22 protein-coding genes and 1 tRNA gene are annotated in these 26,338 nt (G+C 27.8%); 5 read left to right on the top strand and 18 right to left on the bottom strand.

Features of this window, described 5'->3' with window-relative positions; all coding sequences use genetic code 11:
* Positions 1–111: 111 nt before the first annotated feature.
* Positions 112–2,220, bottom strand: coding sequence for a hypothetical protein (locus tag P8F83_RS18930; RefSeq protein ID WP_326512264.1), 2,109 nt, complete (start codon positions 2,218–2,220; stop codon positions 112–114).
* A gap of 154 nt (positions 2,221–2,374) precedes the next feature.
* Between P8F83_RS18930 and P8F83_RS18925 the strand changes: the two genes are divergently transcribed.
* Complete coding sequence (locus P8F83_RS18925; RefSeq protein ID WP_326512263.1) at positions 2,375–4,069, top strand: hypothetical protein; 1,695 nt, start codon at positions 2,375–2,377, stop codon at positions 4,067–4,069.
* A 312-nt stretch (positions 4,070–4,381) separates the two neighbouring features.
* On the opposite strand, the gene P8F83_RS18920 is transcribed toward P8F83_RS18925, so the two are convergent.
* From P8F83_RS18920 to P8F83_RS18910, 3 genes are read right to left on the bottom strand one after another with little or no spacing between them, the layout of a single operon-like run.
* Entirely contained in the window at positions 4,382–5,263 is an 882-nt protein-coding gene (locus P8F83_RS18920) for a hypothetical protein (protein WP_326512262.1), read from the bottom strand.
* A 49-nt stretch (positions 5,264–5,312) separates the two neighbouring features.
* A complete protein-coding gene (locus tag P8F83_RS18915) occupies positions 5,313–5,813 on the bottom strand; it encodes a hypothetical protein (RefSeq protein ID WP_326512261.1) in 501 nt (166 codons plus the stop codon).
* A gap of 21 nt (positions 5,814–5,834) precedes the next feature.
* Positions 5,835–6,347: a zinc ribbon domain-containing protein gene (locus P8F83_RS18910; RefSeq protein ID WP_326512260.1), complete on the bottom strand. Its 513-nt coding sequence runs from the start codon at positions 6,345–6,347 to the stop codon at positions 5,835–5,837.
* A 193-nt stretch (positions 6,348–6,540) separates the two neighbouring features.
* Between P8F83_RS18910 and P8F83_RS18905 the strand changes: the two genes are divergently transcribed.
* Complete coding sequence (locus P8F83_RS18905; RefSeq protein ID WP_326512259.1) at positions 6,541–6,870, top strand: helix-turn-helix domain-containing protein; 330 nt, start codon at positions 6,541–6,543, stop codon at positions 6,868–6,870.
* A gap of 19 nt (positions 6,871–6,889) precedes the next feature.
* Here the strand turns inward: P8F83_RS18905 and P8F83_RS18900 are convergent, their stop codons facing one another.
* The 8 genes from P8F83_RS18900 to P8F83_RS18865 all read right to left on the bottom strand — a co-directional run bounded on the left by P8F83_RS18900 (position 6,890) and on the right by P8F83_RS18865 (position 13,521).
* The gene (locus tag P8F83_RS18900; protein WP_326512258.1) at positions 6,890–7,066 is read right to left on the bottom strand and encodes a hypothetical protein; all 177 of its coding nucleotides are present in this window, start codon (positions 7,064–7,066) and stop codon (positions 6,890–6,892) included.
* 143 nt (positions 7,067–7,209) lie between these two features.
* The gene (locus P8F83_RS18895; RefSeq protein WP_326512257.1) at positions 7,210–7,527 is read right to left on the bottom strand and encodes a hypothetical protein; all 318 of its coding nucleotides are present in this window, start codon (positions 7,525–7,527) and stop codon (positions 7,210–7,212) included.
* An 84-nt stretch (positions 7,528–7,611) separates the two neighbouring features.
* Positions 7,612–8,904, bottom strand: a complete 1,293-nt coding sequence (locus P8F83_RS18890; protein WP_326512256.1) for an HNH endonuclease — start codon at positions 8,902–8,904, stop codon at positions 7,612–7,614.
* 178 nt (positions 8,905–9,082) lie between these two features.
* Positions 9,083–10,318 carry a DNA cytosine methyltransferase gene (locus P8F83_RS18885; protein ID WP_326512255.1) on the bottom strand — a complete coding sequence of 412 codons (1,236 nt, stop codon included), beginning with the start codon at positions 10,316–10,318 and terminating at the stop codon, positions 9,083–9,085.
* Between the two features lie 4 nt (positions 10,319–10,322).
* Positions 10,323–11,438: a DNA cytosine methyltransferase gene (locus P8F83_RS18880; RefSeq protein WP_326512254.1), complete on the bottom strand. Its 1,116-nt coding sequence runs from the start codon at positions 11,436–11,438 to the stop codon at positions 10,323–10,325.
* A 321-nt stretch (positions 11,439–11,759) separates the two neighbouring features.
* On the bottom strand, positions 11,760–12,284 hold the full coding sequence (locus P8F83_RS18875) for a JAB domain-containing protein (protein WP_337250844.1): 525 nt from the start codon (positions 12,282–12,284) through the stop codon (positions 11,760–11,762).
* 233 nt (positions 12,285–12,517) lie between these two features.
* A tRNA-Arg gene (locus tag P8F83_RS18870) sits at positions 12,518–12,594 on the bottom strand.
* A gap of 63 nt (positions 12,595–12,657) precedes the next feature.
* On the bottom strand, positions 12,658–13,521 hold the full coding sequence (locus tag P8F83_RS18865; protein WP_286905647.1) for a sensor histidine kinase: 864 nt from the start codon (positions 13,519–13,521) through the stop codon (positions 12,658–12,660).
* A 217-nt stretch (positions 13,522–13,738) separates the two neighbouring features.
* On the opposite strand from P8F83_RS18865, the gene P8F83_RS18860 reads away from it, so the two are divergent.
* Complete coding sequence (locus P8F83_RS18860; protein ID WP_326512253.1) at positions 13,739–14,614, top strand: DegV family protein; 876 nt, start codon at positions 13,739–13,741, stop codon at positions 14,612–14,614.
* Between the two features lie 38 nt (positions 14,615–14,652).
* On the opposite strand, the gene P8F83_RS18855 is transcribed toward P8F83_RS18860, so the two are convergent.
* From P8F83_RS18855 to P8F83_RS18830, 6 genes are all read right to left on the bottom strand, one after another.
* Positions 14,653–17,790: an AAA family ATPase gene (locus P8F83_RS18855; RefSeq protein WP_326512252.1), complete on the bottom strand. Its 3,138-nt coding sequence runs from the start codon at positions 17,788–17,790 to the stop codon at positions 14,653–14,655.
* Positions 17,791–18,993: an exonuclease SbcCD subunit D gene (locus P8F83_RS18850; RefSeq protein WP_326512251.1), complete on the bottom strand. Its 1,203-nt coding sequence runs from the start codon at positions 18,991–18,993 to the stop codon at positions 17,791–17,793.
* 85 nt (positions 18,994–19,078) lie between these two features.
* Positions 19,079–20,545 (bottom strand): 4-alpha-glucanotransferase, encoded by a 1,467-nt coding sequence (malQ, locus tag P8F83_RS18845; protein ID WP_326512250.1) that lies wholly within the window; start codon positions 20,543–20,545, stop codon positions 19,079–19,081.
* 67 nt (positions 20,546–20,612) lie between these two features.
* Positions 20,613–21,833 (bottom strand): peptidase T, encoded by a 1,221-nt coding sequence (pepT, locus tag P8F83_RS18840; RefSeq protein WP_326512249.1) that lies wholly within the window; start codon positions 21,831–21,833, stop codon positions 20,613–20,615.
* 16 nt (positions 21,834–21,849) lie between these two features.
* Entirely contained in the window at positions 21,850–22,656 is an 807-nt protein-coding gene (locus P8F83_RS18835; protein WP_326512248.1) for a DUF1189 domain-containing protein, read from the bottom strand.
* Positions 22,657–22,709: 53 nt separating this feature from the next.
* Positions 22,710–23,483, bottom strand: coding sequence for a DUF1189 domain-containing protein (locus P8F83_RS18830; RefSeq protein ID WP_326512247.1), 774 nt, complete (start codon positions 23,481–23,483; stop codon positions 22,710–22,712).
* Between the two features lie 144 nt (positions 23,484–23,627).
* On the opposite strand from P8F83_RS18830, the gene P8F83_RS18825 reads away from it, so the two are divergent.
* Positions 23,628–24,806, top strand: coding sequence for a L,D-transpeptidase (locus tag P8F83_RS18825; RefSeq protein WP_326512246.1), 1,179 nt, complete (start codon positions 23,628–23,630; stop codon positions 24,804–24,806).
* 301 nt (positions 24,807–25,107) lie between these two features.
* Positions 25,108–26,322: an NAD(P)/FAD-dependent oxidoreductase gene (locus P8F83_RS18820; RefSeq protein ID WP_326512245.1), complete on the top strand. Its 1,215-nt coding sequence runs from the start codon at positions 25,108–25,110 to the stop codon at positions 26,320–26,322.
* The last annotated feature ends 16 nt before the right edge of the window (positions 26,323–26,338 follow it).

The raw sequence follows: 26,338 nt of genomic DNA, 5'->3' as shown, positions 1-26,338 counted from the left end.
CTATTGCACGCCCCAATTATTGTCCCATTAAATATTCACTCTTTTTCTTCTAAAGCCTTTATTTGTGTTGACTTTAGGTATATGTCCCATTGTCCCACTAAATATTAATAGCTATTTATTTAATAGTATACTCACTATATTTCTGTCTATTTTCAAGTATCTTGTTCTATTCCCATCTAGTGTACATTTAACAGTCCTTCTTACTTTTCCTGACTCCATAACAGTCTCAATGACATTTAATTTATCTAAAGCTTTATGTGTGGATTCTTTTCCAATAGGAAATTCAACACCTTGATTTTTCCAGAAACTTTTTACATTATTATACGATGTTTCAGGAATTAAATAGTAGTAACTATCATCTCTATAGCCTATTATATTAGCTCTTGTTGATGATGTTTGTCCTACTTCTAGAAGAATACATCTATTACTACGTATTAACTCATCAATAGCTATAAGATACATTATTGCAGGATCTTGATTTGTGCTATTATCTTCATGTAATTTTATAGTATCTATTATTACATCATTCCAATCATTTGCTATTAATCCTGCGCTATAACTATCCAAATATCCTATACTACAACAATATTTCAGAAATATATCACTAATCAAATTAAAGATAGCTAAACATTCACCAAATCTTTTATGTCTAAAGAAATCAACTCCATCATTTCTATGTTGAGCAAATTTACTATCTATCTGGCTCTTAATATGCTGATAATTACAACTAACCCAATTAATAAAATGGTACATATGTGTTGAGAATATTAATGGATTATCTTGATGATATCTTAGTATATTTGTATCATAATCTTCTCTTGTAACTTCTATACCAACATATCTTGCAACAGTAGATTCTCCCCCCAACACATCTTCTCCAGTTATCACACATATACCTCTTGGGGGATACTCTCTCTGCTTTTCCATATTTTTAGTAGCTCTGCCCTTCGTTATACCATCACCATACATTCTAAGAATATGAGATGCTAATCCCTCCATACTTTTCTTTTCAGTAGATGATGTTGTAGGATGATAATCATCCACTAATAGTACAGAATCTTTAGCTTCAAAGGCTTTAATTTCTACGACTGATTGAGTATCTTTAAATGTACTTGATATTTCTTTATTACTAGATCTATTAAATAAATTGAAAAACACCTTGCTTATTGAAGTCTTCATTGAACCACTAACTCCATATATCCACAATGTGAATTGAGGTCTAGCATTGCACGAAATAAATAATTGCGTTAAAACACTTAAGTGTGCATATAAAAATAAAGGAACTGTTTTGCCTTTGTTTCTACTCATATCTATTAGTGTCAATGAATTCTTTAAGGCATCATATGGATTTAGTGAATTATTTATCTCTATAATTTTATTAATCTCACCTTTTATATTTGAATTATTCATCCCAATAGCTCCACCCCCATGTAGATAAACATATTTACCTTTTACAAATCTCCAACCTATCATATCGTACTTATATTCTTGTAATGTATCTTTGAAAGATTTAGAAATGTAAATCTTAAGTAAAGCGTATGAATCATTTTGAGCCGAAATATAGTATTTAACCCCTAACTTCATTCCTATCCACTTAAAATCATTCAAATCAGAATTAGAAATGTATATCTCTTTTTCTTCATCTCCATTTTCCAATATGCATTTCATTTTATATACAGTTTTCAAGTCTACTCCGTTATCTCTAATAATGATTTTTACTGGTAGTATTATGAAATTACATAATTCAAATTCCCTATCTCCTCCTCTTATATATAAGTGTCCATTATATCCTTTTATAAATTTAATCTCATCATTTTCGCTAAAAGCATATATTAAATTTTGATTTTTTTGTTCTTCTTTAACATTTGCATTGATTTTAGTAATCCTATCATGCTCTGCATTAGTTACTGATATTTCTCTCTCTCTTAAGTCTGTAAACGCATTATTCTCTCTATTGTAATGACTGTCTCTTTGTTCATCTTCAATGCTAATGATTGTTTGCTTTTCTCCCTTCTTACCAAAACTTATGGGTGATTTCTTACCAAAACTTATGGGTGATTTCTTACCAAAACTTATGGGTGATTTCTTACCAGAACTCACAATATCTAATTTTTTTTTATTATCTGTAATATTATTCTCCTTACTTAATGTTTCTGTAACATAATTATCCGATTCTTTTGATTCTCTTCCAATAATTCTAACTTTAAACTCTTCTTGCATAAAATTACCTCCTAAAATTAATTAATGATTTTTTTAGTGAGATAAGTTTAACATTACTTATTGGAAAAAGTTAGAATAATAAATTTAAAGTTTTTTTTACTATATATACTTTTATATTTTAATTATGATATAATTATTAGTTTGAGGTGATATTATGATTTTACATGGTATGATTAATAACTTTAATGAAACAATAATTAATGATTTACCATCCGATATTCTAAAACAACTTAAAAATTTAAAAAAAGAACGATATACTGATAATAATTCTAATTTATTAGGATTAATTTGGGACGAAACAGAATTTGTATGCAATAAGTTTATAGATACTGATCTTTTGAATATAGAAATAGATAAGTCTGAACTTTTAAAAGATATTAAATTTCATATAATTTTTAATGTTTACATATCTATTCTTAATAAAAATAAAAAGCCTCTATCACTAAGGCAATGCTTCAGCAAAAATTATGACTATACTGATGATGATACTGATTTTGACTATAAATATTACAATTTTGATAAGAAATGGGTAAAATCTATAAAATCAATTTTTTCTCCTGATTATAATGACTGGGTTGGTGATTCTGATTTCTATTCTTATTTCTATAAAGATAGTTTTGATGAGTATAGTACTTTTACTCAAAGAAAAAGAATTAATCAATACGCCATATATGCAGACCCTAAGTTATTCTATACAGTAATAAATAGTTGGAACTCTTGCCCTTATAACAAAAAAAACATTTTAGGAATGAATTTTTCCAAGTTAGAAAAATTTTATGGAGAGTTAAAGAATGTTGTTGATTTATCCCATAGCCGTCTTAGTAAAACTATAAATGCATATTATATAGAAAGAATATTTAATATTTCTTTTTTAAAAAATTTATCCGAATATATTCAAAATAAATTTGAAAGTGAACTAGAATATAGAATTAAATATATTGAATGCTATAAAATAATTAAATTACTAAAACACTCTAAGATAATCAAACTAAAAATAGATAAAATATATAAATTTTTAAAAGGAAAATATAAGTTCATTAATTCGCCTTTTAAACCTGATAAAGAAGCCTTAATGAAATCTAAGATAATAAGACTAACAAAAGAAAAAATATATAAAAGTTCAAATATTTATGTTTCTAAAACTATCCCCTATAAAGATGATGAAGAACTAGATAAAATTATTTTAAATCTATTACAAGAAAAATATCTTGATATTAATAATCCAGAGAGATTCCCTTACATTAACTCTCAAATAAATGCTTCAATAAGACTGATGTTATCAACACAACTTTTATCTATACCTATGATCTTTTCAAGATATAATTACATTGATATTATTTCCACTGCATATGAAAAAGTCGATGAAAAAGATATTTATTGGGCTGATAGATTAAAAAACAAATTTTTATATTTAAGTAATTATATCCTTCCTCTTATATCAAAGACATATTACTATCTTTTATATACACATTTTAAAGATATATATTCTACTGAAGAAGAAGTTGTAAATTTTATAAAAGACCTTTTAGAAGATTATATAAAAAATAATTTTGATTACTATAACTTAAATACTATTATGATTAATGATGAAGATAGAGATATATTTAGAAATATAGGCAGTGAGGCATTTCAAATAAATGTAACTGAATTGATTTATAATTACAATTATTATCACTCTCCTACTCTTGATGAGGAGAATATCCTTGATTATATGGATATTCTAAATGGTGAAGACTCTCTAAAAAATCAGGTTTTAGCAAATAGATATAATAATTATATCTATTATGATAACTTTCCTTTCAATAGGCTATATTCAAATTATAAGATTTTTAAAAATAATAGTTTATAAGATACAATCAGTTAGTATATAGGCATTTTAAAGTAAAACTTATACCTTTAATTATTACTATATTGTAGTAAATATTTTATTTTTTAATCACAAATACCCTTTAAATAATTAATATAACATTTTACAATTTTAAATAATATTTTCCTATTTTATATTAATTTTAACAAGTTTAAAGCAGTGACTTAACTGTCACTGCTTTTTTAATCCAGTTCCAAGCAATAATATTCTTATATATTTTTCAAAATTCTTCCAAATACAATCTGTACCAAATATTTAAATGACTATTTCTCAATTTTGTATATTTAATATTTTTCAATTATACCTAACATACATATCTTCAGAATCTTTATCTCCTACTTCATCTAAGTGATATATTACCATCTTATCTCCATTATCAAAGAATTCAATAAAGAACTCTGCTTCAAGATATTCTGTACTCCCAAATCCATTTAGAGTTTCCCCACGTATGATTAATGCATTGTAGCTTGTAACTTCGTACTTTTTTTGTAAGTGCTCTGAGAGCTGGATATCCATAATCCCATTTGAAAAAATGTGTTTATAAAAAGAGAGATTCTCTTCATAAATATTTTTTTCAAGTATCCACGTGCCGTTCATTAATTGGTTAACTTGTTCTTTTGTAACCTCCATAGGTTTTTCTTTACCAAAAGTTAAATCTGTAACTGTAATTAGGCTTATTGGACTACGAAAGTCATCACAATAGTATTGAAGTGATATAGTGTTATTGTTAAGTCTATACTCCATAATGAATCCATTACTATTAGTTTCTTTGGTTGGCTCTCCAATTTTAGCTTTAATATCTTTTGGAGTCATTCCAAACGTTACACCATTTACATTTATAGTAGATTCTGCATCTTTTACACTTATAACAATAACCTTGTCATCATCTATTGAAAAATTTATGCTGTCATAGATATATAACTGCCCTAATTCAGTATTATCAATTTTTATGGGTTTCCCAAAATCATTTTCTAAATCCTTTGAAGATTTTCCAATGTAATCTAATAAGTTAAATTCTTTTTTAGTTATACCTATATTACTTGATGTATTTGATTCAGTAGTAGTTTCACTACTATTTATTTGCTCTTCTTTTTCAGTATTAGTACAACCTAAGAAACCTAGTGTAACAAAACACAGCAGCAATAGACTTAATGTATTTTTAACTCTTACGAACATATAAAAATTCCTCCTATAATTGTATTTATTTTATAGCTTGTACTTTTGATTATAAAGATTTAATATTTTCAACTACTACGCTCTTATTAATCCTATTTATACTTTTTACTAATTCTAAACACATAGTACTGCTACCAGTAGGTATAGTTATAACAAAATTATTTTTCTTTTTAATTTCAATTTTTTTACCCACTCCTACCCAAAACAATATTGCTGCTACAATAAAAAATACTGGTTGTGATAACCCAAGTAATGCAAATATTACAGAGAATATCATATCACTTATATCAAATATTCTTTTTACTTTAACAGATGCTATATCATTTATATTATGTACTGTTTTTATTTGATTCTTTTTAAAGAAATATAAGACTATCTTTTGTTGAACAATCGTTAAATCTTCTCCTGTTATCTTTAAATCAGATATGATATGAGAAATATCTAATCTTCCTAAACTTTTATGTCTAATGAATTGAAATTCTTGAGATTCTAAACTTATATTTTTTTCATAGTAATTAGAGTCAATATTATCATTAAATTTATTATTCATAAATTCCTCCTAAAATCTCTATTATTGTATAGTTACTGATCCGCTTCCTAATATTTCTGTATCATTAATAGATATTGTTACCTTATAATCTCCTACATCAGTAAAGTTTATAGGAATAGCCATTGTAGTCCATTCAGGATTAACTTCTTGATTAGCAGAATCATATATAGATTCAGCAGCTCCATTCATCTTATATACAGTTACTTTAATTTTATCTGTTCCAAATGATTTGGACATTTTAAGTCTTGCTGTTACATTCCCAAGAGAAAATTTATTTCCCTCATTTATTGGATTTAATTTTTCATCCACGCTTTCACAAAATATAATAGAATTTTTACTATTATTTGAGTTTAGTCTAGAAGAAGAATCATTATTTCCAGCCATAGCAAAAATAAAAACAACTGCTAACGCTAGTATAGTTCCTACTATTATCTTTAACTTTTTACTTTTTTGTTTCGTTCCACAATTAGGACATTGCTTAGCTGAACTTGCAATCTCCTTGCCACATGTTTTGCATAATACTAGTTTACTCATTATAAAATCCCCCTTTAATAATTGGTTTCTAAATATTAATCTTTGATAAAAGAATTACTACAAATTTATAGTAATTCTTCAAATATACAGATAGTATAACAAAAATAATACTATCAGTAAATGTATATAACTCATATAGCATGTTAATTTTCTTATCTTTTCCTTTTAAAGTAAGAGATAAGGAGTGATTTTAATGGATTACAAAGCTTTAGGGAAAAGAATTAGAGAAGAAAGGTTAAAACTCAATTTAACTCAAGAACAATTATCTGAAAGTATAGATATTTCAAATTCATATATGGGACAAATAGAAAGAGGAGAACGTAGTCTCACAATCGATAAACTAATTAGGCTCTCTAAAAGGCTAGGGGTTACTATAGATTATTTATTACAGGAATACGTAAATGTAAATAACGATACATTTTTAAATCAAGTTACTCAACTTATGGATGGTAGAAATTTAAAAGAAAAGCAAATGGCTTTAGATGTTTTAAAGATAATGTTTTCTCATGTTGATGAACTATAGTAATTAATAACTTATTAGTCTATTTTCTTAACTGTCTAATAAATTTTATATCATTAATCAATTTGTTAATAGAATTTATAATAAATTCATCTAGTGATAATGACATTTCCATAGCAATAATATTAAACTCTGATATTAAATCAGGGTCTTTTATTTTTATATTTAAGATTACTTTTGAATTAAATTTATCACTCATATTTTTATGATCCTTTCTATGTTCCAATTTCTCTAGAGAGATTACCTATCGACTAGGTATCGCACATTTATATAATATATAATCAAATTTATATAAAAATTCGATATAAAGAATAGTTATTTTAGCTCTATTATTTTATTCGTTTATATAATAAACCCTTTATAAAAATTTGCTGAAGGATTATTTTCACCAATTAGCTTATGTAGCTTTTTAATTGTTATTTTATAAATATCTTGTTCCTTTGCGTAATTAATTACCTCATCATATGTTAATTCAAATATATTATCTACAATTTTATAATAAAAATCATCATTAATTATACTAAAAAAGTACTTTACAGCATCCTCATACGTCATTCTAGGAATTCCATCTAAATCACGATTCTTATCTGTATAGCAACCATTTCTATCATTCCATTGTAGAAAATTTATTATTAGATTTCTTTTATTATACTTATTCATAATTTTACATCTCCTATTTTATACTAAATAAATAGCTCATATCAAATCAATTGATATGAGCTATTTATTAATATTTATATATATCTAATTTCTCAAAAACTCTCCAAATATTTTTGTTCTGTGATATTCTAGAGCATCCTTACTTGGATGATACCTTTCATCTTTAGGTAAAAATATTTTTGTACCATTTAATCCTCTTAATATTTCATTTTCTGCCATTAAAGGATGTACTTCTACCTCGTAAGAATCATTTATTGTAAACATTCCTTTGTCAAATGCCCAATGCAAATTCATATCTAATGCAATTCCATTAGTTGGATTATCACTTCCACCATATGACTTTCCTATAATATGACAGGCTTGTATATTAGAAACTCCATTATATGAAATATTTAGTCCAGTTATAGAACATTTATTTTCATAAGCACTTACTATCAATTTTCTAAACTTCATATTTCTTTTAATCTGTTTAATTTTTCTTAATACAACTTCGACATTCTCTTGAACATCTTGAGACATCATCTTTTCAAGGCTTCTTTTACTTAATTCAAAGTTATCAATTTCATCATAATGCATCACTTTATCTTCTTCACTATTATCTTGCTCTATATCATCTATTTGTAATACTTCATTAATTAAAAATCCATTTAGTATGAATTCAGATATTGGAATCATAGTCGCAAAGGCTCTTCCATTCTTATATTTTATAATAAGTTGTAATAACTTTTCATGCTCTTCGCTGTTTTGACTAAACCTATATAAATGATAAAATTCACCATTATCATCTAAATCTTTCATCATAATTATAATATCTTCTGGAGATAATAATACTCTGCCATTGATAAAATTATTATTATATAGTCTAAATTCATCTCGCCCAGTTTCATCACCTTGAGTTATTTTGCTGTTATGATAAGTAAATTCAATTAATCTTGTCTCTCTTTCTGGTTCTATAGAAACTCTTATTGTTTGCTTATCATTTTCTATAATCTCTGAAAGCTCTGGAAATATCTCCAAACAATTTTTCGGCACAAGTATAAAAGATCCTGCTCTTCCAGAAATACCATTCCTAAACCCTAATTCATTACTTTTTACTTGTTTTACAAAAGCTCTATTTTTAAAAACTTCACTAAATTGATTGACTATTTCTGTTTCTAGGCTTGATTTTGCTCTTTTATATATCGTAAATGGGATATTATCCTTATTGTCATTTAAGAGTTTAAGAAGCTTAGATGGTGTTGCTAAAATTTCAACTAATGCTTTTGATAATTGATTAGTATTCATCAATTCATCATCTATTGCTTTTTCAGTTTTTGATAATAAATTGGCTAAATGATTTTTAGTTAAACCATATTTTTTATATATTTCCTCTAACATAAAACCTCTCCTCTGGAGTATTGCAATACTTTTTATAATTATCACCGGTATAAACCCATTATAACAGCAATTAAATTGATATGCAATACTTTTTTCTGGAGAGATATGTCATTTTTTTATTTTTTCTATAATTAACTCCTTATATAACAGCAATGAAAATTCTTAAAGAGCACAACCTTTATATTAAGTCATGCTCTTTAAATAGATGAAAAATACACTCCGCTAATCTTTTTGAGAATTCCGGAGGAACAGCATTCCCTATCATCTCATAATCAGATGACATACTTCCTGAGAATTCAAAATCATCGTCAAAACTTTGTAGTCTAGCAGCTTCACGAACTGTTATTGTCCTAGCTTGTTGTGGGTCAGGATGTATATGCCTTAATCCATCCTTTTTCAAATGTGCAGGGATTGTGTTACTTCTATCATTCCATCTTAACACATTATATTTATGTATATTAGATTCTTTCCCTGTCTTTTCTGTATATAACTTTTTTATTGCTTCAGTTGAATTATACTTATTTGTTCCACTTTCTATATCTAAAGCTAATTCCCTAAAAATTTCAATATCTCTATTATTATGATATCTAGGATAATGATCCCTATATTCAGTTTGCTCTGGAAAATGTGAGTATTTTGTTCTTCCTATTTTTACTTCTACATCTCTAGGTAATAGTTTAGGTAAATCACCTATTACATCATATACAGTTTTTATCTTTTTCGTTTTATATTTATGCAACTTATTATTATAAAAATCTTCTAATATTTCATTGCAATTTTCTCCAAATATGTCCTTGTTTAGTCCTATTAATATTACTCTTTTTCTTTTTTGTGCAACACCAAATTCACTTAAATCTAATAATGCATTTCTTCTTATATCATCAGTAATACAATATCCTACTTCTGAAAATGATTGCTTTATCCTAGATATAATATTTATTCCACCGGGATTAGCTGATAATATTCCTTCTACATTTTCAAATACAATTACTTTCGGTCTAAATCTCCGAACAACTTCAATATAGCTTTCAAAAAGATAATTTCTATAGTCATAATGCATTCCATTTTCATCTTGAATTCTTCCTGCCATAGAATAAGCTTGGCAAGGCGGTCCCCCAACTATCAAATCAACCTTTTTATCTTTAATTAAATTTGATAATCCTACTCCATCACCATATTCATGATCATTATTCCACCCATTTATTAATTCATCTGTTCTCTGAATATCAAATCTAAGGACTCTTTTTTCAGTATCATTATATTTGTACTTATTTTTTAGCCTATTTTTCAATACTTCATATGGCTTTACATTCCATTCAACACATGCAAGTGTAGTATACCTATTAGTTTTTTCAAATCCATCAACTAATCCACCACAACCTGCAAATAACTCAATAGTATTTAGTTTATTCATTTTTCTAATCACCCATTTTAAGATATTCTTTAAGCTTTTTTGCAATATTGTATGATAGCAAAGGCGGCACAGCATTTCCTACTTGTTTATTTTGTTGAGTTTTTGTTCCTAAAAATATAAAATCATCTGGGAATGATTGTAATCTTGCATTTTCTCTTATAGTTGGTACTCTATTATATTTATAGTGAAAGTGATTTCTGTGCCCAGTATCTATTGTTCTTGATGGTTTGTTTGCTGAATATCTAGTCCATGCCTCATTAAACTTTCTGCTTCCTCCAATTCCTTCAGGCAAGTCTTTATAATTTCCTCCATCAGGTACTAACGCTATAGTTTTTTTGACCATATCAGTATGCTTTGTTGCAACATGATTATATAATTTAGAACTGTTCTTTCTCATTACTTGTTGATACTTACTCTTAGGTTTAGAAATATATATATCCTCCTCTAAACCTAATTCATCTTCTCTATCTTGTAAATCACTTAGAGCATCCTCACAAGTGATATAATTTATAGGCACATGTGTTGGTGAAGGAAAACTAAATTTAGCTCCTACCCTATTAGCTATATCCTCTCTTATTCCTACAAAAAACATTCTTTTTCTTACTTGAGGCACACCATAATCAGCTGCTACTAAAGGCTTTGGTGTGACACTTACTCTATACCCCATATCTTCAAATGTATTTACTATTTGTTCCTTTACTAAGCCTCCATATAATGTTGCAATTCCTGGAACATTTTCAATTAAAAAAGCTTTTGGTCTTAATTTATCTACGCTTTTTACTACGGCTAGATATAAAGTATTTCTTGTGTCATTAATATCTCTTGAACCTGTCAAAGAAAATCCTTGACATGGAGGCCCTCCTATTATTAAATCTACATTTTCTTCCCCAGTTATTTCCACATACTTGTTTCTTATTTCAAGTATTGTCTCATCCCTAAATAAATCTGCATTTAGTGCAAATGAATTTTTATGATTATATCTATAAGTTTTCAATGCAGCTTCCTCATGATCTACACCAATAACTACATCAAATCCTGCATCTAAAAAACCATGGGATAATCCACCACAACCACAAAATAAATCAATAACTTTTAATTTTTTGTTATCTTCTGTAATCATATGTTCCTCCTATCAAAATCTATCAATTTAACTACTATATATTAATATACACAAAAAACGTATTTTTTTCAAACGTACGTTCTTTTTTACCTATATTTTTAATCTCACCTATACTAATATAATGGTGTTTTACATAGAGTAATTTATTTCTAATAACTCTGTATATATTCAATATAGAGTTTTACTCTATTATAAAAGTTATATTTTCTATTATACCATCTGTTAATAGACATTAATATCTTCATAATTGTCTAATTATTATATTTGACCATTATAACCCATCATAAACTAAAATAAATTAATTATTCCATATATATTCATCTAAATAACTCCACTTTCTCGGATGCTATGAAAATTACCATTTTTCCCTATTATTATATGATCTAAAACTTCTATACCCAATATCTTTCCTGCTTCTTTTAGCCTATTAGTAACATTTATATCTTCTTTTGATGGAGTAGTATCCCCTGATGGGTGATTATGAAATACTATTATGCTAGCTGCATTACTTAATATTGCTGTTTTAAATACTTCCCTTGGATGTACTATAGATGAGTTTATAGAACCTATACTTACTACCGCTATAGAAGTAGGTTGATTCTTCACATCTATGCTACATACTAATAGTTGCTCTCTATCTGCATCATCAAGAAATCTTCTTGCTATTCCAACCGCATCATTAGGCTGATTTATTCTTCTGATTCCGTATAGCATACTAGATTCCCTTATCATCTTTATAGACACAATATCAATTCTTTTTCTATGTTTAGCAGATTTTTTATCGCCTATATTTATTTCATATTTTCCTCCATCAATTTTCCCTGAACAATATAATTGTTTTGACATTATAAAAACTCCTTTCATTTAAATAAAATAAAAAGAGTAGTTGTTCTAGTTTAGAGAACAACTACTCTTTTAAAATACTTTATTACATTCTATTATTTTGATATAATTTACTATATGATTAAATGTAGCCACGATTTTCAATATTTATAGCCTTAAAATTAACCTATGTCTACAAAATGTCTACAATTTATAATTTAAAATAAACAAAAGCCTTGCTATTGCAAGGCTTTTGTTGGTGCGGCGGAGAAGATTCGAACTCCCGGCCCTTTGGTCCGTAGCCAAATGCTCTATCCAGCTGAGCTACCACCGCAGATATAAAACACGTCAAGACTTATATTAACATAATCATTTTTAAAAAGTCAATAGTTACCTGTTAGTAAATATCAGAAAACTCTATTTCTAAAACTTCCACCTTATTGTTTGATGATATTTTCTTTCTGGTTTGACATTCTTGACAATATTCTCTTGGAAATTTTACGACAAATTCACAGCCATCTTTATGATTTATTATATCTATAGATCCTTTATGTGTTTTAACTAGATTATTAACTAAGTTAAGACCTATTCCACTACCTTCATATTCAGAAGTTAATAGCTTATTAACCTTATGGAACCTATTAAATACTAATTGTTTTTCTTGTTCAGGAATTCCTGGCCCTTGATCCCTTACTGATATACAAACACTATTTTTATCTATGTCTAATGTTATAAGTATCTCAGAGGATTTAGGCGAAAACTTTATTGCATTTGATAATAAATTCATAACTATTCTATCTATTACTTCTGGATCTACCCCTATAATACATTCTTCCTCATTAGTATCAAATATTAATGATATATTTTTATCTTTTGCATACTTGTCCACTGAAGTTACTATGTTTTCAAGAAAACTTACTATATCTAGGTTTTCTTTATTGCATATGAAGTAATTATTTTCTAATTTTGTTACGTCAATTAGATTGTTTATAAGTTTTAACATCTTATAACAACTTTTTTTAATTGAGTTAGAATACTCATTCCACTTATTTTCATTATTATTTGTATAATATTCTTTATTTTTTAATAATTGCATTATACTTAATACCACATTTAGATGAGTTCTCAAATCATGAGAAATATTAAGTATAAATTCTTCTTTTAAATAATCTTTTTGTCTTAAGTCACTAATTTTAGCCTCATAATCATTTAAAATACTTTCAAATGCATTAAAATCGCTATATTTTAATTTCTCCTCCATTTTCAAAACCTCATCTTCACAAATCTTATATACCATATATATTATAATTTTAATTTACTTTTCCTCGCGTGTCTACTATATTATACCATTCATGCTTTTATTTGTAAATTTTTAACAAATAAAATTAATAACTTATTTTATTATAGTTATTAATTGAATATTTCCACCCATTATATTAAAATCAATATAATAATAATTTCTTAAGGAGATAAATTTTATGAAGGATTATGTTATCTTAACTGATTCGGGTTGTGATTTACCTAAAGATTTAGTTAAAGATTTAGACGTAAATTATATTGGTCTAGTATGCTTATTTAAAGGTTCAGAATATATCGAAGATTGTGGTCAATCTCTTTCCTATAAAGACTTCTATAAAGGTATTAGAGAGGGAGAACAACCTACTACCGGTCAAGTAAACTCTTATAGGTTTGTTCAAGAGTTTGAAAAACATGTAGAGGCTAATAAGGCAATAGTTTATATTTCATTTTCATCCGCTCTAAGTGGCACCTATAGTAGTTCTTTAGTAGCTAGAAATGAAGTATTAGAAAAATATCCTGATGCTGATATAACAGTTTTTGATAGTAAAGCTGCCTCTGGTGGTCACGGTCTTTTAGTTTACCTTGCAGCTAAAAAAAGGCAAGAAGGAGCTACAAAAGAAGAATTAGTTACATGGCTTGAAGAAAATTATTTAAAGCTCAATAGTTACTTTTTTGTTGAAGACTTAAATCATTTAAGAAGAGGTGGTAGAATTTCTTCTACTTCTGCTATAGTTGGCGGATTGCTTAACATAAAACCTGTTCTTCATGTAAATGAAGAAGGAAAACTAATAAACATCGCTAAAGCAAAAGGAAGAAAAAAGGCAATAAAATATCTTCTAGATAGTCTGGAGAGAAAGATAGTTAATTCAGAAAACCAAACAATCATTATTACTCATGCAGATTGTTTAGAGGATGCTGAAGGACTTGCTACATCTTTAAAAGAAGCTATTAAAGTAAAAGAAGTTATCATAAATTATATAGGATGTGCAATAGGCAGCCATACTGGTGCAGATGCTATGACTGTATTTTTCTTAGGTAATGATAGAAATCCATAAAATTTTAAGGGGCTAGTTAAAGCCCCTTTTTTAATAAATCATAGATTAAATCTTATATGACTTCCTTCTTTTGCAGGAGTTACTTCTAACCTTGCATCTATTCTTTCTTTTAACTCAGACACGTGAGATATTATGCCTACTAGCCTTCCCCCTTGCTGAAGGTCAATTAAGCAGTTTATTGCATTATCTAAAGATTCTTGGTCTAGGCTTCCAAATCCTTCATCTATAAACATGGTATCAACTTTTATTCCACCAGTATAGCTTTGGACAACATCTGCTAATCCTAATGCTAAAGCTAAGGAAGCTTTAAAACTTTCTCCACCAGATAAAGTTTTTACATGTCTCGCTTTACCTGTATAATTATCAAATACCTCTAATTCTAAACCTGACTGTTTACTTCCCTTTACTCTGTTTTCTTTTCTTTTGAGCATAAACCTTCTACTAGTCATTTTCATAAGTCTTATATTTGCAGCATTTATTATTTCATTAAAATAAGCTGCCAGAACATATCTTTCAAAGCTAATTTTCTCACTGTTATCACCTTTAGCTAATCTTGATAAGTCACCTATTATACTGTATTCTTTTTCTCCTTTAGCTATACTAGCCGTTAATTTTACAATTTTATTTAACTGTTTTTTATTATTATCCACCCTTGAGAATATTCTGCTATTTTCTTCATTTATGGCTTCTTCTTTATTTTTCAATAACTTTATTTTTTCATTTATGATTTCTATATCTATTTCATTCAAGCCCTGTGTTTCTTTTTCTATTTCTAACAATCTGTCTTTTAAGGATTTCAAGTTTTCATTATATTTTTTTATTTCTTTATCTAAAATATCTATTTGAACCTTAGTTCTCTTTAAATTAATGTATTCATTGTAATCCATAAAGCCATGTTTCTTTAAAGAATCATTAAACTTATCTTTACTTTCCTCTAATTCCTTAATTATTTCTTTTAAATTATTCTCTTTACCTTTTAAATTTTCCTCACTTGATGCTTTTATAGAACTTAAGTTACTAAAATTGTTTATTGCATCTTTATAGGCTTTTTCTAAGGTTTCAAGAGAAAGTGTATACTTTTCTATCTCAGCCTTTAGCAAATTAAGTTCTCTCTTATCTTCAGGTATCTCTAGTTCAATATTTAATAAAAGTTCTTTTTCAGATTTAACAACACCATATATTTCAGTAAAATCTTTTTCTAAACTTTCTCTTTGTTTTTCTTTTTCATTAGACTTAGTAATTATCTCTTCCCTTTGCTTCTGAACTCTATCTTTTATAATTATAATGGTATTAAGTTCTTCTATTTCCTTCTCTAAACCCTTTTGTAAATTCCTTATTTCTATACCTTTGGATTTTATTACATTTAACTTCTCTTCAATTTTAAGATCTTCTAAATTTTCTTTTATTATATGTGATGTATTTTCATAGCTATCCATATAAGAGGTTTTTAACTCCTCTAAAGATGCTTTTATAGCTGCTATATCATTTCCCTTGGCTGTAAGTTCTTGCTCTGACTTATTAAGTATAAGTTTCTTATCATCCACCTGCTCTGCTGTAGGTGTTTCTTTAAGCTTTAATGCTTTTTTAGGATGTTCCATCGACCCACATACAGGGCAAGGTTTATTCGCTTCTAAAGCTTCCGCTAAGATACCTGCCTGCCCTTTTATAAACAAATCATAAGCTTCCATGTAAACTTTATTACATTCCTCATGATTTTTTCTTAATACATCTAATTCTATTAAAGCTTTTTTATATTCTAATTTTTTGTTATAATACTTACTGCACTTATTATGAAGCTCAAGCAATAGTTTTATATCCTTCGATATAAAATCTAGTTCTTGTTCTTTTTTTACTTTTAATAGTTCTTTCCTCTGAATATCATTAATAGTACTATCTATTTTTTCAAGTTCAGCTTTTAGATTTATTATTTCTATTTTAACATTACTTCTTTTTGCTTCTATATCTTTACTTCTGCTTATTATTTCTCTTAAATTAGATTTCTTCTTCTCATAATTAATGACCTTTGGCTCAAAGCTTTTAAGATTTCCTATTATTTCTGTTATTTTTTTTCTTAAATCCTCATTTTTATTTTCTTGCTCTAAAACCTTCTTTGCTTCTTCTAATTTTCTAGAATTTATCTCGAATGCATTTCTACTCTCTATTAATTCTTTTTCTCTATTAATCTTGGTTTGATTTTTTTGTATTAACTGCTCTTCAATAGGCATTAATTCTAAGGCTTTTCTTCCTAAATCAAGTTCTTTCACCTTATATTTAATCTCACTATCTTTTAACAATTCTCTTTCTAAGTGCTCTTTAAGTTCTATTTTATATTTTAACTTTTTATTTATATCTAAAGCTCTTGTGAGTTTGGTTTGATGTTCTTCTGTAGTAAGCTTAATATTCTCTATATCCTCTTTAAACTTCCACATCGCCTCTTCATCTCTAGCTACTAAATCTTTAGTTAAATCTAATATCTCTTGTAGGTTTTTATCCTTAGCTTCCTTTAGTGCAAAAAGATACTCTTCCTCACCAGGGTCTATACTTCTTATGTAAACATCTCTTTCTTCAATAATTTTAGATATTCCTTTATTTAACTCTCTTTCTTTTTCTTCTAAGTTCTTTTGAACCATTAAAAAGGCTTCTGTCCCAAATATCTTTCTAAATATTTTCTCTCGCTCTAAACTCTCTGCCTCTAATAGTCTTCTAAACTCTCCCTGAGGAAGCATTACTATTTGTTTAAATTGTTGACTTGTTATACCCAATATTTCAGCTATCTTTTCGTCTACCGATTTTACCCCAGTAACTATTTTACCTTCTGGAAGCATTAACTCTGCTTCAGCACTTTTTTGAATATACCCTTCTCCTCTTGATTTCTTTTTAAACTGCTGAGGATGCCTTTTTATAGTATAGTTTTTACCTCTAAGAGAAAATGATAACTCCACATAAGTATCTATTCCATCTTCTGCAAAATCACTCCTTAAGCTATCCTTATCTCTGCTACTTCCAGAAGCTTCTCCATATAAGGCAACACTTAAGGCATCAAATATAGTTGTTTTTCCTGCTCCCGTTGGGCCAGTTATTAGAAATATGTTTTTTTCTCTAAGATTAGTAAAATCTAATACCTCTTCTTTTGCATAAGGTCCAAACGCACTCATAACGAGTTTAATTGGTCTCATCTATATTACCTCTCTTTGAACTTCTTCTATTACCTTTTTAAGAACTTCTACTCTTTCATCATCTAACTCTTTTCCTGTAAGAGTTTTATAAAATTCATTAAATAATTCTTCTTTGCTTTTGCTTTTATATCCCTCTTCTGCTGAAGTTCTATTACTTTCTGTATTTATAAAAGCTTCTCTGCTTAAGCCCATTATATTAGGATATACAGCTCTTAGCTTAGATATTGGGTCTAATAGTTCTCCTTCGTCTGTTAATATAGCAAATACATAGTCATCGGTATTTGTGCCTTTATAAACTTTTGGAGATATTATTTCATCAATTGGCCCTTTAATGGTTCTTAAGTCTCTAAGAGCTTTAAGCTCCTTTATTTCAATATCAACTTCTCCTTTTGAATCTATGTTTACTATAGTTACGCTTTTCTTTTGTCTCGCCTCTGAGATAGAATACTTTAATAGTGATCCAGAATATCTAATCTTATCTGATCCAACTTTTTGTGGTCTATGAAGATGACCTAACGCTACATAATTAAATTTATTAAAAACTTCTGCTGATATTAAATCTGTTCCCCCTATAGATAGAGGTCTCTCGGAAGATGATGTAACAAGTCCAGCCCTTTCCTCTTCACCATCTTCAGTTATTTCTTGCTCTTTATCTTTCATATTTGTTATATATCCATGAGTTATAAGTATATTCCTTTGATTTATATCTAATTGAGTTTCAATATTTTCAATTATCTTTTTAGCCCCATCTTCATGAGTTTTTATAGCGCTATCTTCATAAAGTTCTCTAACATAAGCAGGATCTGTATATGGTACTAAATAAAAATTAACAATTCCATACACATCTTTTAGAGGAACCTTAGTTATCTCTTTTCCTAATAATCCTTCTATATGAAGACCACTATTTTTTAAAAGTGAACTTCCAAAAGATAATCGCTCTGGACTATCATGATTTCCTGATACGGCTAAGACAGGAACTTTTAGTTCTACTACTATTTTACTTAAAAATTTATCTAAAAGTTCTACTCCATCAGCTGGTGGCACTGATCTATCATATAAATCTCCTGCTATTATTAAGGCATCTGGTTTCTCCTCAACTATTAATTTTATAAGTTCATTTAATATAAACTCTTGATCTTCTAGCATGCTAAACTCATTTACTATTTTACCTATATGCCAATCAGCTGTATGAATAAATTTCATAATATACCTCCATTAGACTTTCTTATTTTTATTCTAACAAAATTAAAAAAGAATTCCAATCTTACGATTAGAATTCTAAACTTCATCATCTTTTATATAGTTCAGTTAACTTCTTAATCTTAATTTCTAAATCTTCATTAAGCTGTTCTTCTCTAGCTCTCCACGTCCAATTATTTTCGGCAATTGAGGGCTTATTCATTCTATAATTATTATCTAGTCCTAAAAAATCCTGCATAGGCGCTATGGCTAAAGCAGCAACTGAGCTCCATGCCCCTCTTATAAATCCCCAGTTGTATCCCTCTTCCTTACTTAATTTTAAATACTCTTTAGCATATTCTACATCACCTTTGTTTCTTTCATCCTGAAACCATCCTAAAAAAGTATCATTATCGTGTGTTCCTGTATAAACAACACAGTTTTTAATGTGATTATGAGGAACATATTGACTTTCATAATCTCTACTAAAGGCAAATTGTAATACTTTCATACCTGGGAATCCAGTTTCCTTAAGAAAATCTATTACTTCTTGAGTTAATAGTCCTAAATCTTCAGCAATTATATTAACCTCTCCTAGTTCTTCTTTAATTTTATTAAACAATTTTACTCCTGGTCCCTTTACCCACTTCCCATTAATAGCAGTTTCATCTCCATAAGGTATTGACCAAAAAGCTTCAAACCCTCTAAAATGATCTATTCTAACTAAATCGTATAATTTTAAACTCGTCTTTATCCTATTAATCCACCAGATATAATTATTTTTATCTAAATACTCCCAATCATATAATGGATTTCCCCATAACTGCCCTGTTTCAGAGAAATAATCCGGAGGACATCCTGCCACCCTTAAAGGAACACGCTCCTCATCTAATAAAAACATCTTATGATTTGCCCAAACATCACAGCTATCTCCAGCCACATAAATAGGTATATCTCCAATTATTTTAATACCATTACTATTAGCGTACTCTTTTAAGGAGCTCCATTGCTTATGAAATACATATTGTAAAAATGTCCAGTAGCCTATTTCATCCTCTAACTCTTTTTTATATTTATCCATAGCTTCTTTTTCTCTAAACCTAATATTCTTATCCCAAGTATACCAAGCCTTTAAATCAAATTTATTCTTTAAAGCCATAAATAAACCATAGTCTTCTATCCATTTTTTATTTTCTACTTTAAATTCATCTAAACTTTCTTTATTGTTTTTATAAGCTTTTTTTAAAATCTCCATCTTATTTCTAAATATTTTATAATAATCTACTCTCTCTTTTTCTTTTCCTAAATCTATATTTTCTATATCCTCTAGCTTAAGTAACCCATCCTTAACTAAAAGATCTAACCCTATAAAATATGGATTCCCTGCAAAAGCAGAAAAACATTGATATGGTGAATCTCCATATCCCGTGGGTCCTAAAGGCAGTACCTGCCAATATTTTTGACCAGCATTTTTAAGAAAATCAACAAACTTAAAAGACTCTTCCCCAAAACTTCCTATACCATGTTTATTAGGAAGAGATGTAATGTGCATTATTATTCCACTGCCTCTTTCCATAAAATTCTCCCCTTTTTAATATATTAAAAAATTAAGAGTGCTGATTTTAGTCAACACTCTTAAAATTTTACTCACAATATATCTGAACTAAATTTATTATTACTTCTACAGCCTTTTCCATAGACTCTATAGGAACATATTCATATTTACCATGGAAGTTCTCTCCCCCAGCAAATATATTAGGTGTTGGTATTCCCATAAATGATAGTCTAGCGCCATCTGTACCACCTCTTATAGGTCTTATATCAGCTTTAACTCTAGCTTTTTCCATAGCCTTTTTAGCATGATCTACTACAAACATAACAGGCTCTATTTTTTCCTTCATATTCCTATAACTTTCTGTTATCTCTATATTTACTAGATCCATTCCGTATTTACTATTTATAGCATGCTGCTTTTCTTCTAACACCTTTAATCTTGATTTATATATCTCAAGAGAAAAGTCTCTTATTATATAAGTTAAAGTAGTTTCCTCTACTCCACCTTCTATTCCTACTAAATGATAAAATCCATCGTAACCTTCTGTTTTTTCTGGAACTTGATGTTTCGGTAGAAGATCTGCATATTCCATAGCTACAGTCATAGAATTAATCATCTTATTAAATGCATATCCTGGATGAACATTTCTTCCTTTAACGACTACCTTAGCACTTGCAGCATTAAAGTTTTCATATTCAAGTTCACCTATTCTTCCACCATCCATAGTGTAGGCATATTTAGCTCCAAATTTCTCTACATTAAAGAATTTAGTTCCTTCTCCTATTTCTTCATCTGGAGTAAATGCTATTCTTATTTCTCCATGCTTAATTTCTGGATGTTCTATCAAATATTCTATTGCTGTTATGATTTCTGCTATTCCAGCCTTATCATCAGCACCTAAAAGAGTAGTTCCATCTGTAGTTATTAAAGTTTTTCCCTCATAAAGTTTTAGCTCTGGGAAGTTTTTTGGAGATAATACTACATTTTTTTCTTTGTTTAATATTATATCTCCACCTTTATAATCAACTATTTGAGGATTTACATTTTTACCTGTCATATCTGGCGATGTGTCCATGTGTGCAATAAATCCTATAACTGGTACTTTTTTATCTATATTGCTTTCTAAAGTAGCATACACATAACCATGTTCACACATTTCTACATTTTTAAGACCTAAAGTTTTTAATTCCTCAACTAAAATTTTAGCTAAGTCAAACTCACCTTCAAAACTTGGAGTTGTGCCTGTACTTTCATCAGCTGTTGTATTGATTTTTACATATTCTAAAAATCTATCTTGAACCTTTTTCATAATTTATACTCCTTTATTAACCTATTATAAACAATTCCTCTTCTGTAACTTCTTTCTTTATAAGCTTTAGCGCTAGGTATATATAAACCATAGAAACAGCTAAAAATATAAGGCTAAACATAGGTACTCTTACATTTGCAGATACAAATATAGTATCTATTATTACTGGCAATGTAATAGAATATAATGATATTCTATATAAACCTTTAAATTTAATTTTCACCTTAACAATATAACTAACTACAGTTCCAACTAATGCTATAATTAATGCCCATAGTAGGTTTCCTATAAAACCACCTATTGTATAAATAAGCAATACAAAAATCCACACTATACTAGCAGCATTTAATATATTGATTATATCTCTAGGATATATATTAGTTGTTATATCTGAAAAATTCTGAACCGTTTGTTGCCCATTATTGTTGATTATAACTCTATCTTTAAAAATCAAAACTGAATTTATATATTTTTCTAGATTAAGATCAGATAGATTTTTCTGTCCATAAGAATCATATGTATAGCTAGTGTCAACTAATACCAATACACCTTCTTCTTTTATAAGTATGGGATTTTCCCCAACGGTTAATTCTCCATTTTCTAATTTAAAAGTGTCTTCATTTTCAGTTAGGTAGTTTTTAGTTTCATTTATTGCCTTTTGAATATTTCTAGATACATTAAATCCTTTAATGCCACCAAGTATTATAGACAATAACAAAATATATATTATAGCCTTACTTGTTCTTTCTTTCAAAAAGACCAAATAACTTTTTATATCTATAATACTTTTTATAAACTTCTCTGCTACATTCATTTTCTTCATAAAAAGTTTCCCCCTTAAATTTCCATATCATTTCTATTATACTATACTTTAAATCAATCTTCTATATTAATTACCACTCCTTTAAATGCTATAAAAACATATATAATTCCAATGATCAAATAAATATAATTTGTAAATAATAAAGATATATTTAAAAATCTCAAAATAGCTCCTAAAATTATACCTGTTGTAATAGAGTATAAACTCATTTTATAAATATTTCTATATTTTAGAGGCCATCTTAATAAAGCATTAATAATTACCCCAGCTAAAGATATTATAAATGCAGAAAATAAATTTAAAACTATCATCAAAACTGGGGTTACAAATTCAATTAAATAAGCTCCCATTTTTAACTTAGGTAAAAGTTCTTGTGTTTTTTCTTTATCTAAATTAATCCACTTAAAAAAATCATAGGTTGCTTGATCTATATTTATATTACTTTTTTTATAAAAAAGCTTATCTTTCAAAATTAAAATACATTTGTCATATTCATCCAGTTTACTTTCTGTTGTTTCTCCTGAAGTATCTATGATTATAGTAGGTTTTTTAGCCTTTATTATTATTATTGGCTCCTTTTCTTTTACATCTAAAATCCCATTGTATAAGGTAAACTCAGGAAAACCATTTCCCACCTCATCTTCTATAAGATTAATAAAGTCTAAATAGTCTCTAGCTGGTGTCGTAAAGCTAATAAGTCCAGTGATAACAGTTATAGATATCATGTATACAAAAGCTCTTACAAGACTTTCCTTTATTAAATTATAATATTCTCCTGGCTTAAAAATACTTATAAAAAACGCTTTAACAAAATTTATTTTTTTCATGTTTTCACCTAATCTTAATTCTTTTTTTATATTATTACCATTTTTCCCAATATTAAAATTAATAACTATATTTCCTATAAAATGATTATTAATAGAATTTTTGGTAATACTTTTTAAAGAATTCTTTACTAGGAGGTTCTGCTTATGCGTAAAAAATCATCACTTAAGACTTTAATAAAGGATAATAAAGGTTTTATATTTATATATCTAACCTTAGTTACCTTGGCTACCTCCCTTATAGTAGCTTCAGTTATTTCATATAACTACTTAATTAGTGCCTTTAGATCTCAATTTAATAATGGTCAATATAGTTCTGCTAATAATATAATCATTAATCAGCAAAAATATAATCCAGTTAAAACTCTGTTAATAAATAGAGATTTACAGAAATTTTTAAGGCAGTTTTTTGATGATGTAGTATCATCCTATGACAATAAGGAACTCGGTGAAAATGAAGCTTTATTTTTAGTTAAAGAGGTAGAAAGTTACGGTTTTTTTAATGAAGATATACAATCATTTAAAACCTCTTTACCAACTATTAAAGAGTCCGAAGATAATTTAAAAAATGGAATCGCTAGCTTAAATAATGAGAAATACAAGGAAGCTATTGATAGTTTCTCTAAAGTATCTCTTTTTGATTCCAGCTATAAATCAGCATTAGAATATAAAAAAGAAGCTTTTAATAATTATAAAGTATCAATAATAGATGAAAGTAAAAAATTAGCTGAAGATAAATATTATACTAAGGCCATTGACTTAATCAATAACAACTTAGGTGAATACATATCTCAGGATAAAGAAATAGAGGATCTACTAGCATCTTATGAAAGCGATAAAAAGAGTTATCTTGCTTCAACGGGTAAAAATTCTTCTACTGTCGCTGCATCAGCATCTTTACCTGTAATAAGTTCAAGTAATATCAATACCTTAAATCTAAGTAGTTCAACATCAATGCTTATATATGTTAATAAAAATACTCAAAAAACTTATGTTTATAAGGGATCTAAAAATTCTTGGAAGTTAGACAAAACCTTTTCTTCCTCTACAGGTATATCTGGAAAAGATACTCCTTCTGGTATATTTGAAGTTTTAGAAAAGGGTGAATGGTTTTTCTCAGAAAAATATGAGCAAGGTGGTAAGTATTGGGTGCAGTTTAAAGGCGATTATTTATTCCACTCACTACCATTTGCTGAAGATAAAAAAACTATATTAGATACAACTTTAGGCAAACCATCCTCCCATGGCTGTATAAGGCTTGATGTCGCTAATGCTAAATGGCTATATGAAAATGCTAAAAAGGGAACTAAGGTAATAATAAACTAAGAAGGTGGCTCAATATATTGAGCCGCTTTTTTAGTTTATTTTTATATTTTCCTTTTAAAATATCTTTTTCTAATATCTTTAGAAATTTCTGTACATTTGTACAACTGTACACTTATTTTTTTGTACAATTGTACATTCATAATATAAATTATCTTAGGTAAATGCTTAACTAATACCTGTTTAAAATCAATTAAATAGACTTCTACATTTTTTTATATAACTTACTTAGATACTTTAGCATAAACCCTCTATCTTATGGTAACAAATATATAGATAAGTTTTAATGATAGGAGTTGATTATATGAAAACCATAGGTGATAATCCAATTTGGACCAGTGTAAATCCAATAAGTTATCATTATCCAAGTTTAAATGAAAATATTGATTGTGATGTTGTTATTGTTGGTGGAGGAATATCTGGAGCTTTATGTTGTTATTACTTTGCTAAGGCAGGTATAAAAACTGTTCTACTTGAATCAAATATTCTTGGTTACAGCAGTAGTTCTTGCTCTACCTCTATTCTTCAATATGAAATTGATTCAAATATTTCAGGTTTAAGTAGTAAGCTCGGAAAAGAAAAAGCTTTTGAGGCTTTTTCCGAAACCCTTCAAGCTTTTAATGATTTAAAAGATATAATAAATGAATTAAATATTGATTGTGACTTTAAAGCTGTTCCATCTTTACTTTATACTAATAAACCTGCACATTCACAGGCATTAAGAAATGAATATAATCTTAGAAAATCTGCTGGATTTGATGTTCAGTATATAGACTTCAATAATTCCAGAGATTATTTCCCTTTCCCAATTTATTCAGGAATACTTTCTCACGAAGGTTCTGGAATAGTTGATCCTTACAAATTAATAAATGCTTTAATAAGAAATGCTTTTGATAATGGGGCTAGAGTCTTTGAACATACTCCTGTAGATAATATAAAATCTCTTTATACAGGTGTTTTAATAAATACCCCTAAAGCCAAAATAAATGCAAAAAAAGTTATTATTGCTACTGGTTACGAGGCTATAGAAGATTATCATATACCTAATCAAAAATTAACTAGAAGTTTTACTATTAGTACAACAAAATTTTTAAATGAAAATGAAGAAGTTTGGTATAAAAATTCTATAGTTAGAGATATGAGTGATCCTTATACATACCTTAGACCAACTGTAGATGGTAGGATATTAATAGGCGGAGAGGACATAGATAATTTAGAATATAATGATGAATTAAATTCTAAAAAATATCTAATACTAGAAAAGAGATTAAGAGATTTGCTCTGTTCTCCTAAAGATTTTAAGATTGAATTCCAATTTAATGGTGTATTTGATGATACAAATGATAGTCTTCCTATAATAGGAGAAAATCAAGACTTTCCAAATCACTATTTTTGCTTAGGCTACGGTTCTAATGGAATTTTATATTCAACCTTTGGAGCAAAGATGCTATTAGATCTCTATCTTAATCAGAATGCCTCCCACTTGGACTTATTTGAATTTAGTAGAAATACTATCTAGAGCTATTGCACTAAGA

This window comes from Clostridium intestinale, assembly GCF_035905475.1.
GTDB classification, from domain to species: domain Bacteria; phylum Bacillota; class Clostridia; order Clostridiales; family Clostridiaceae; genus Clostridium_T; species Clostridium_T intestinale.
Note: the sequence above shows the minus strand (reverse complement) of the source record. Positions and strands in the feature narration are given on the sequence as shown.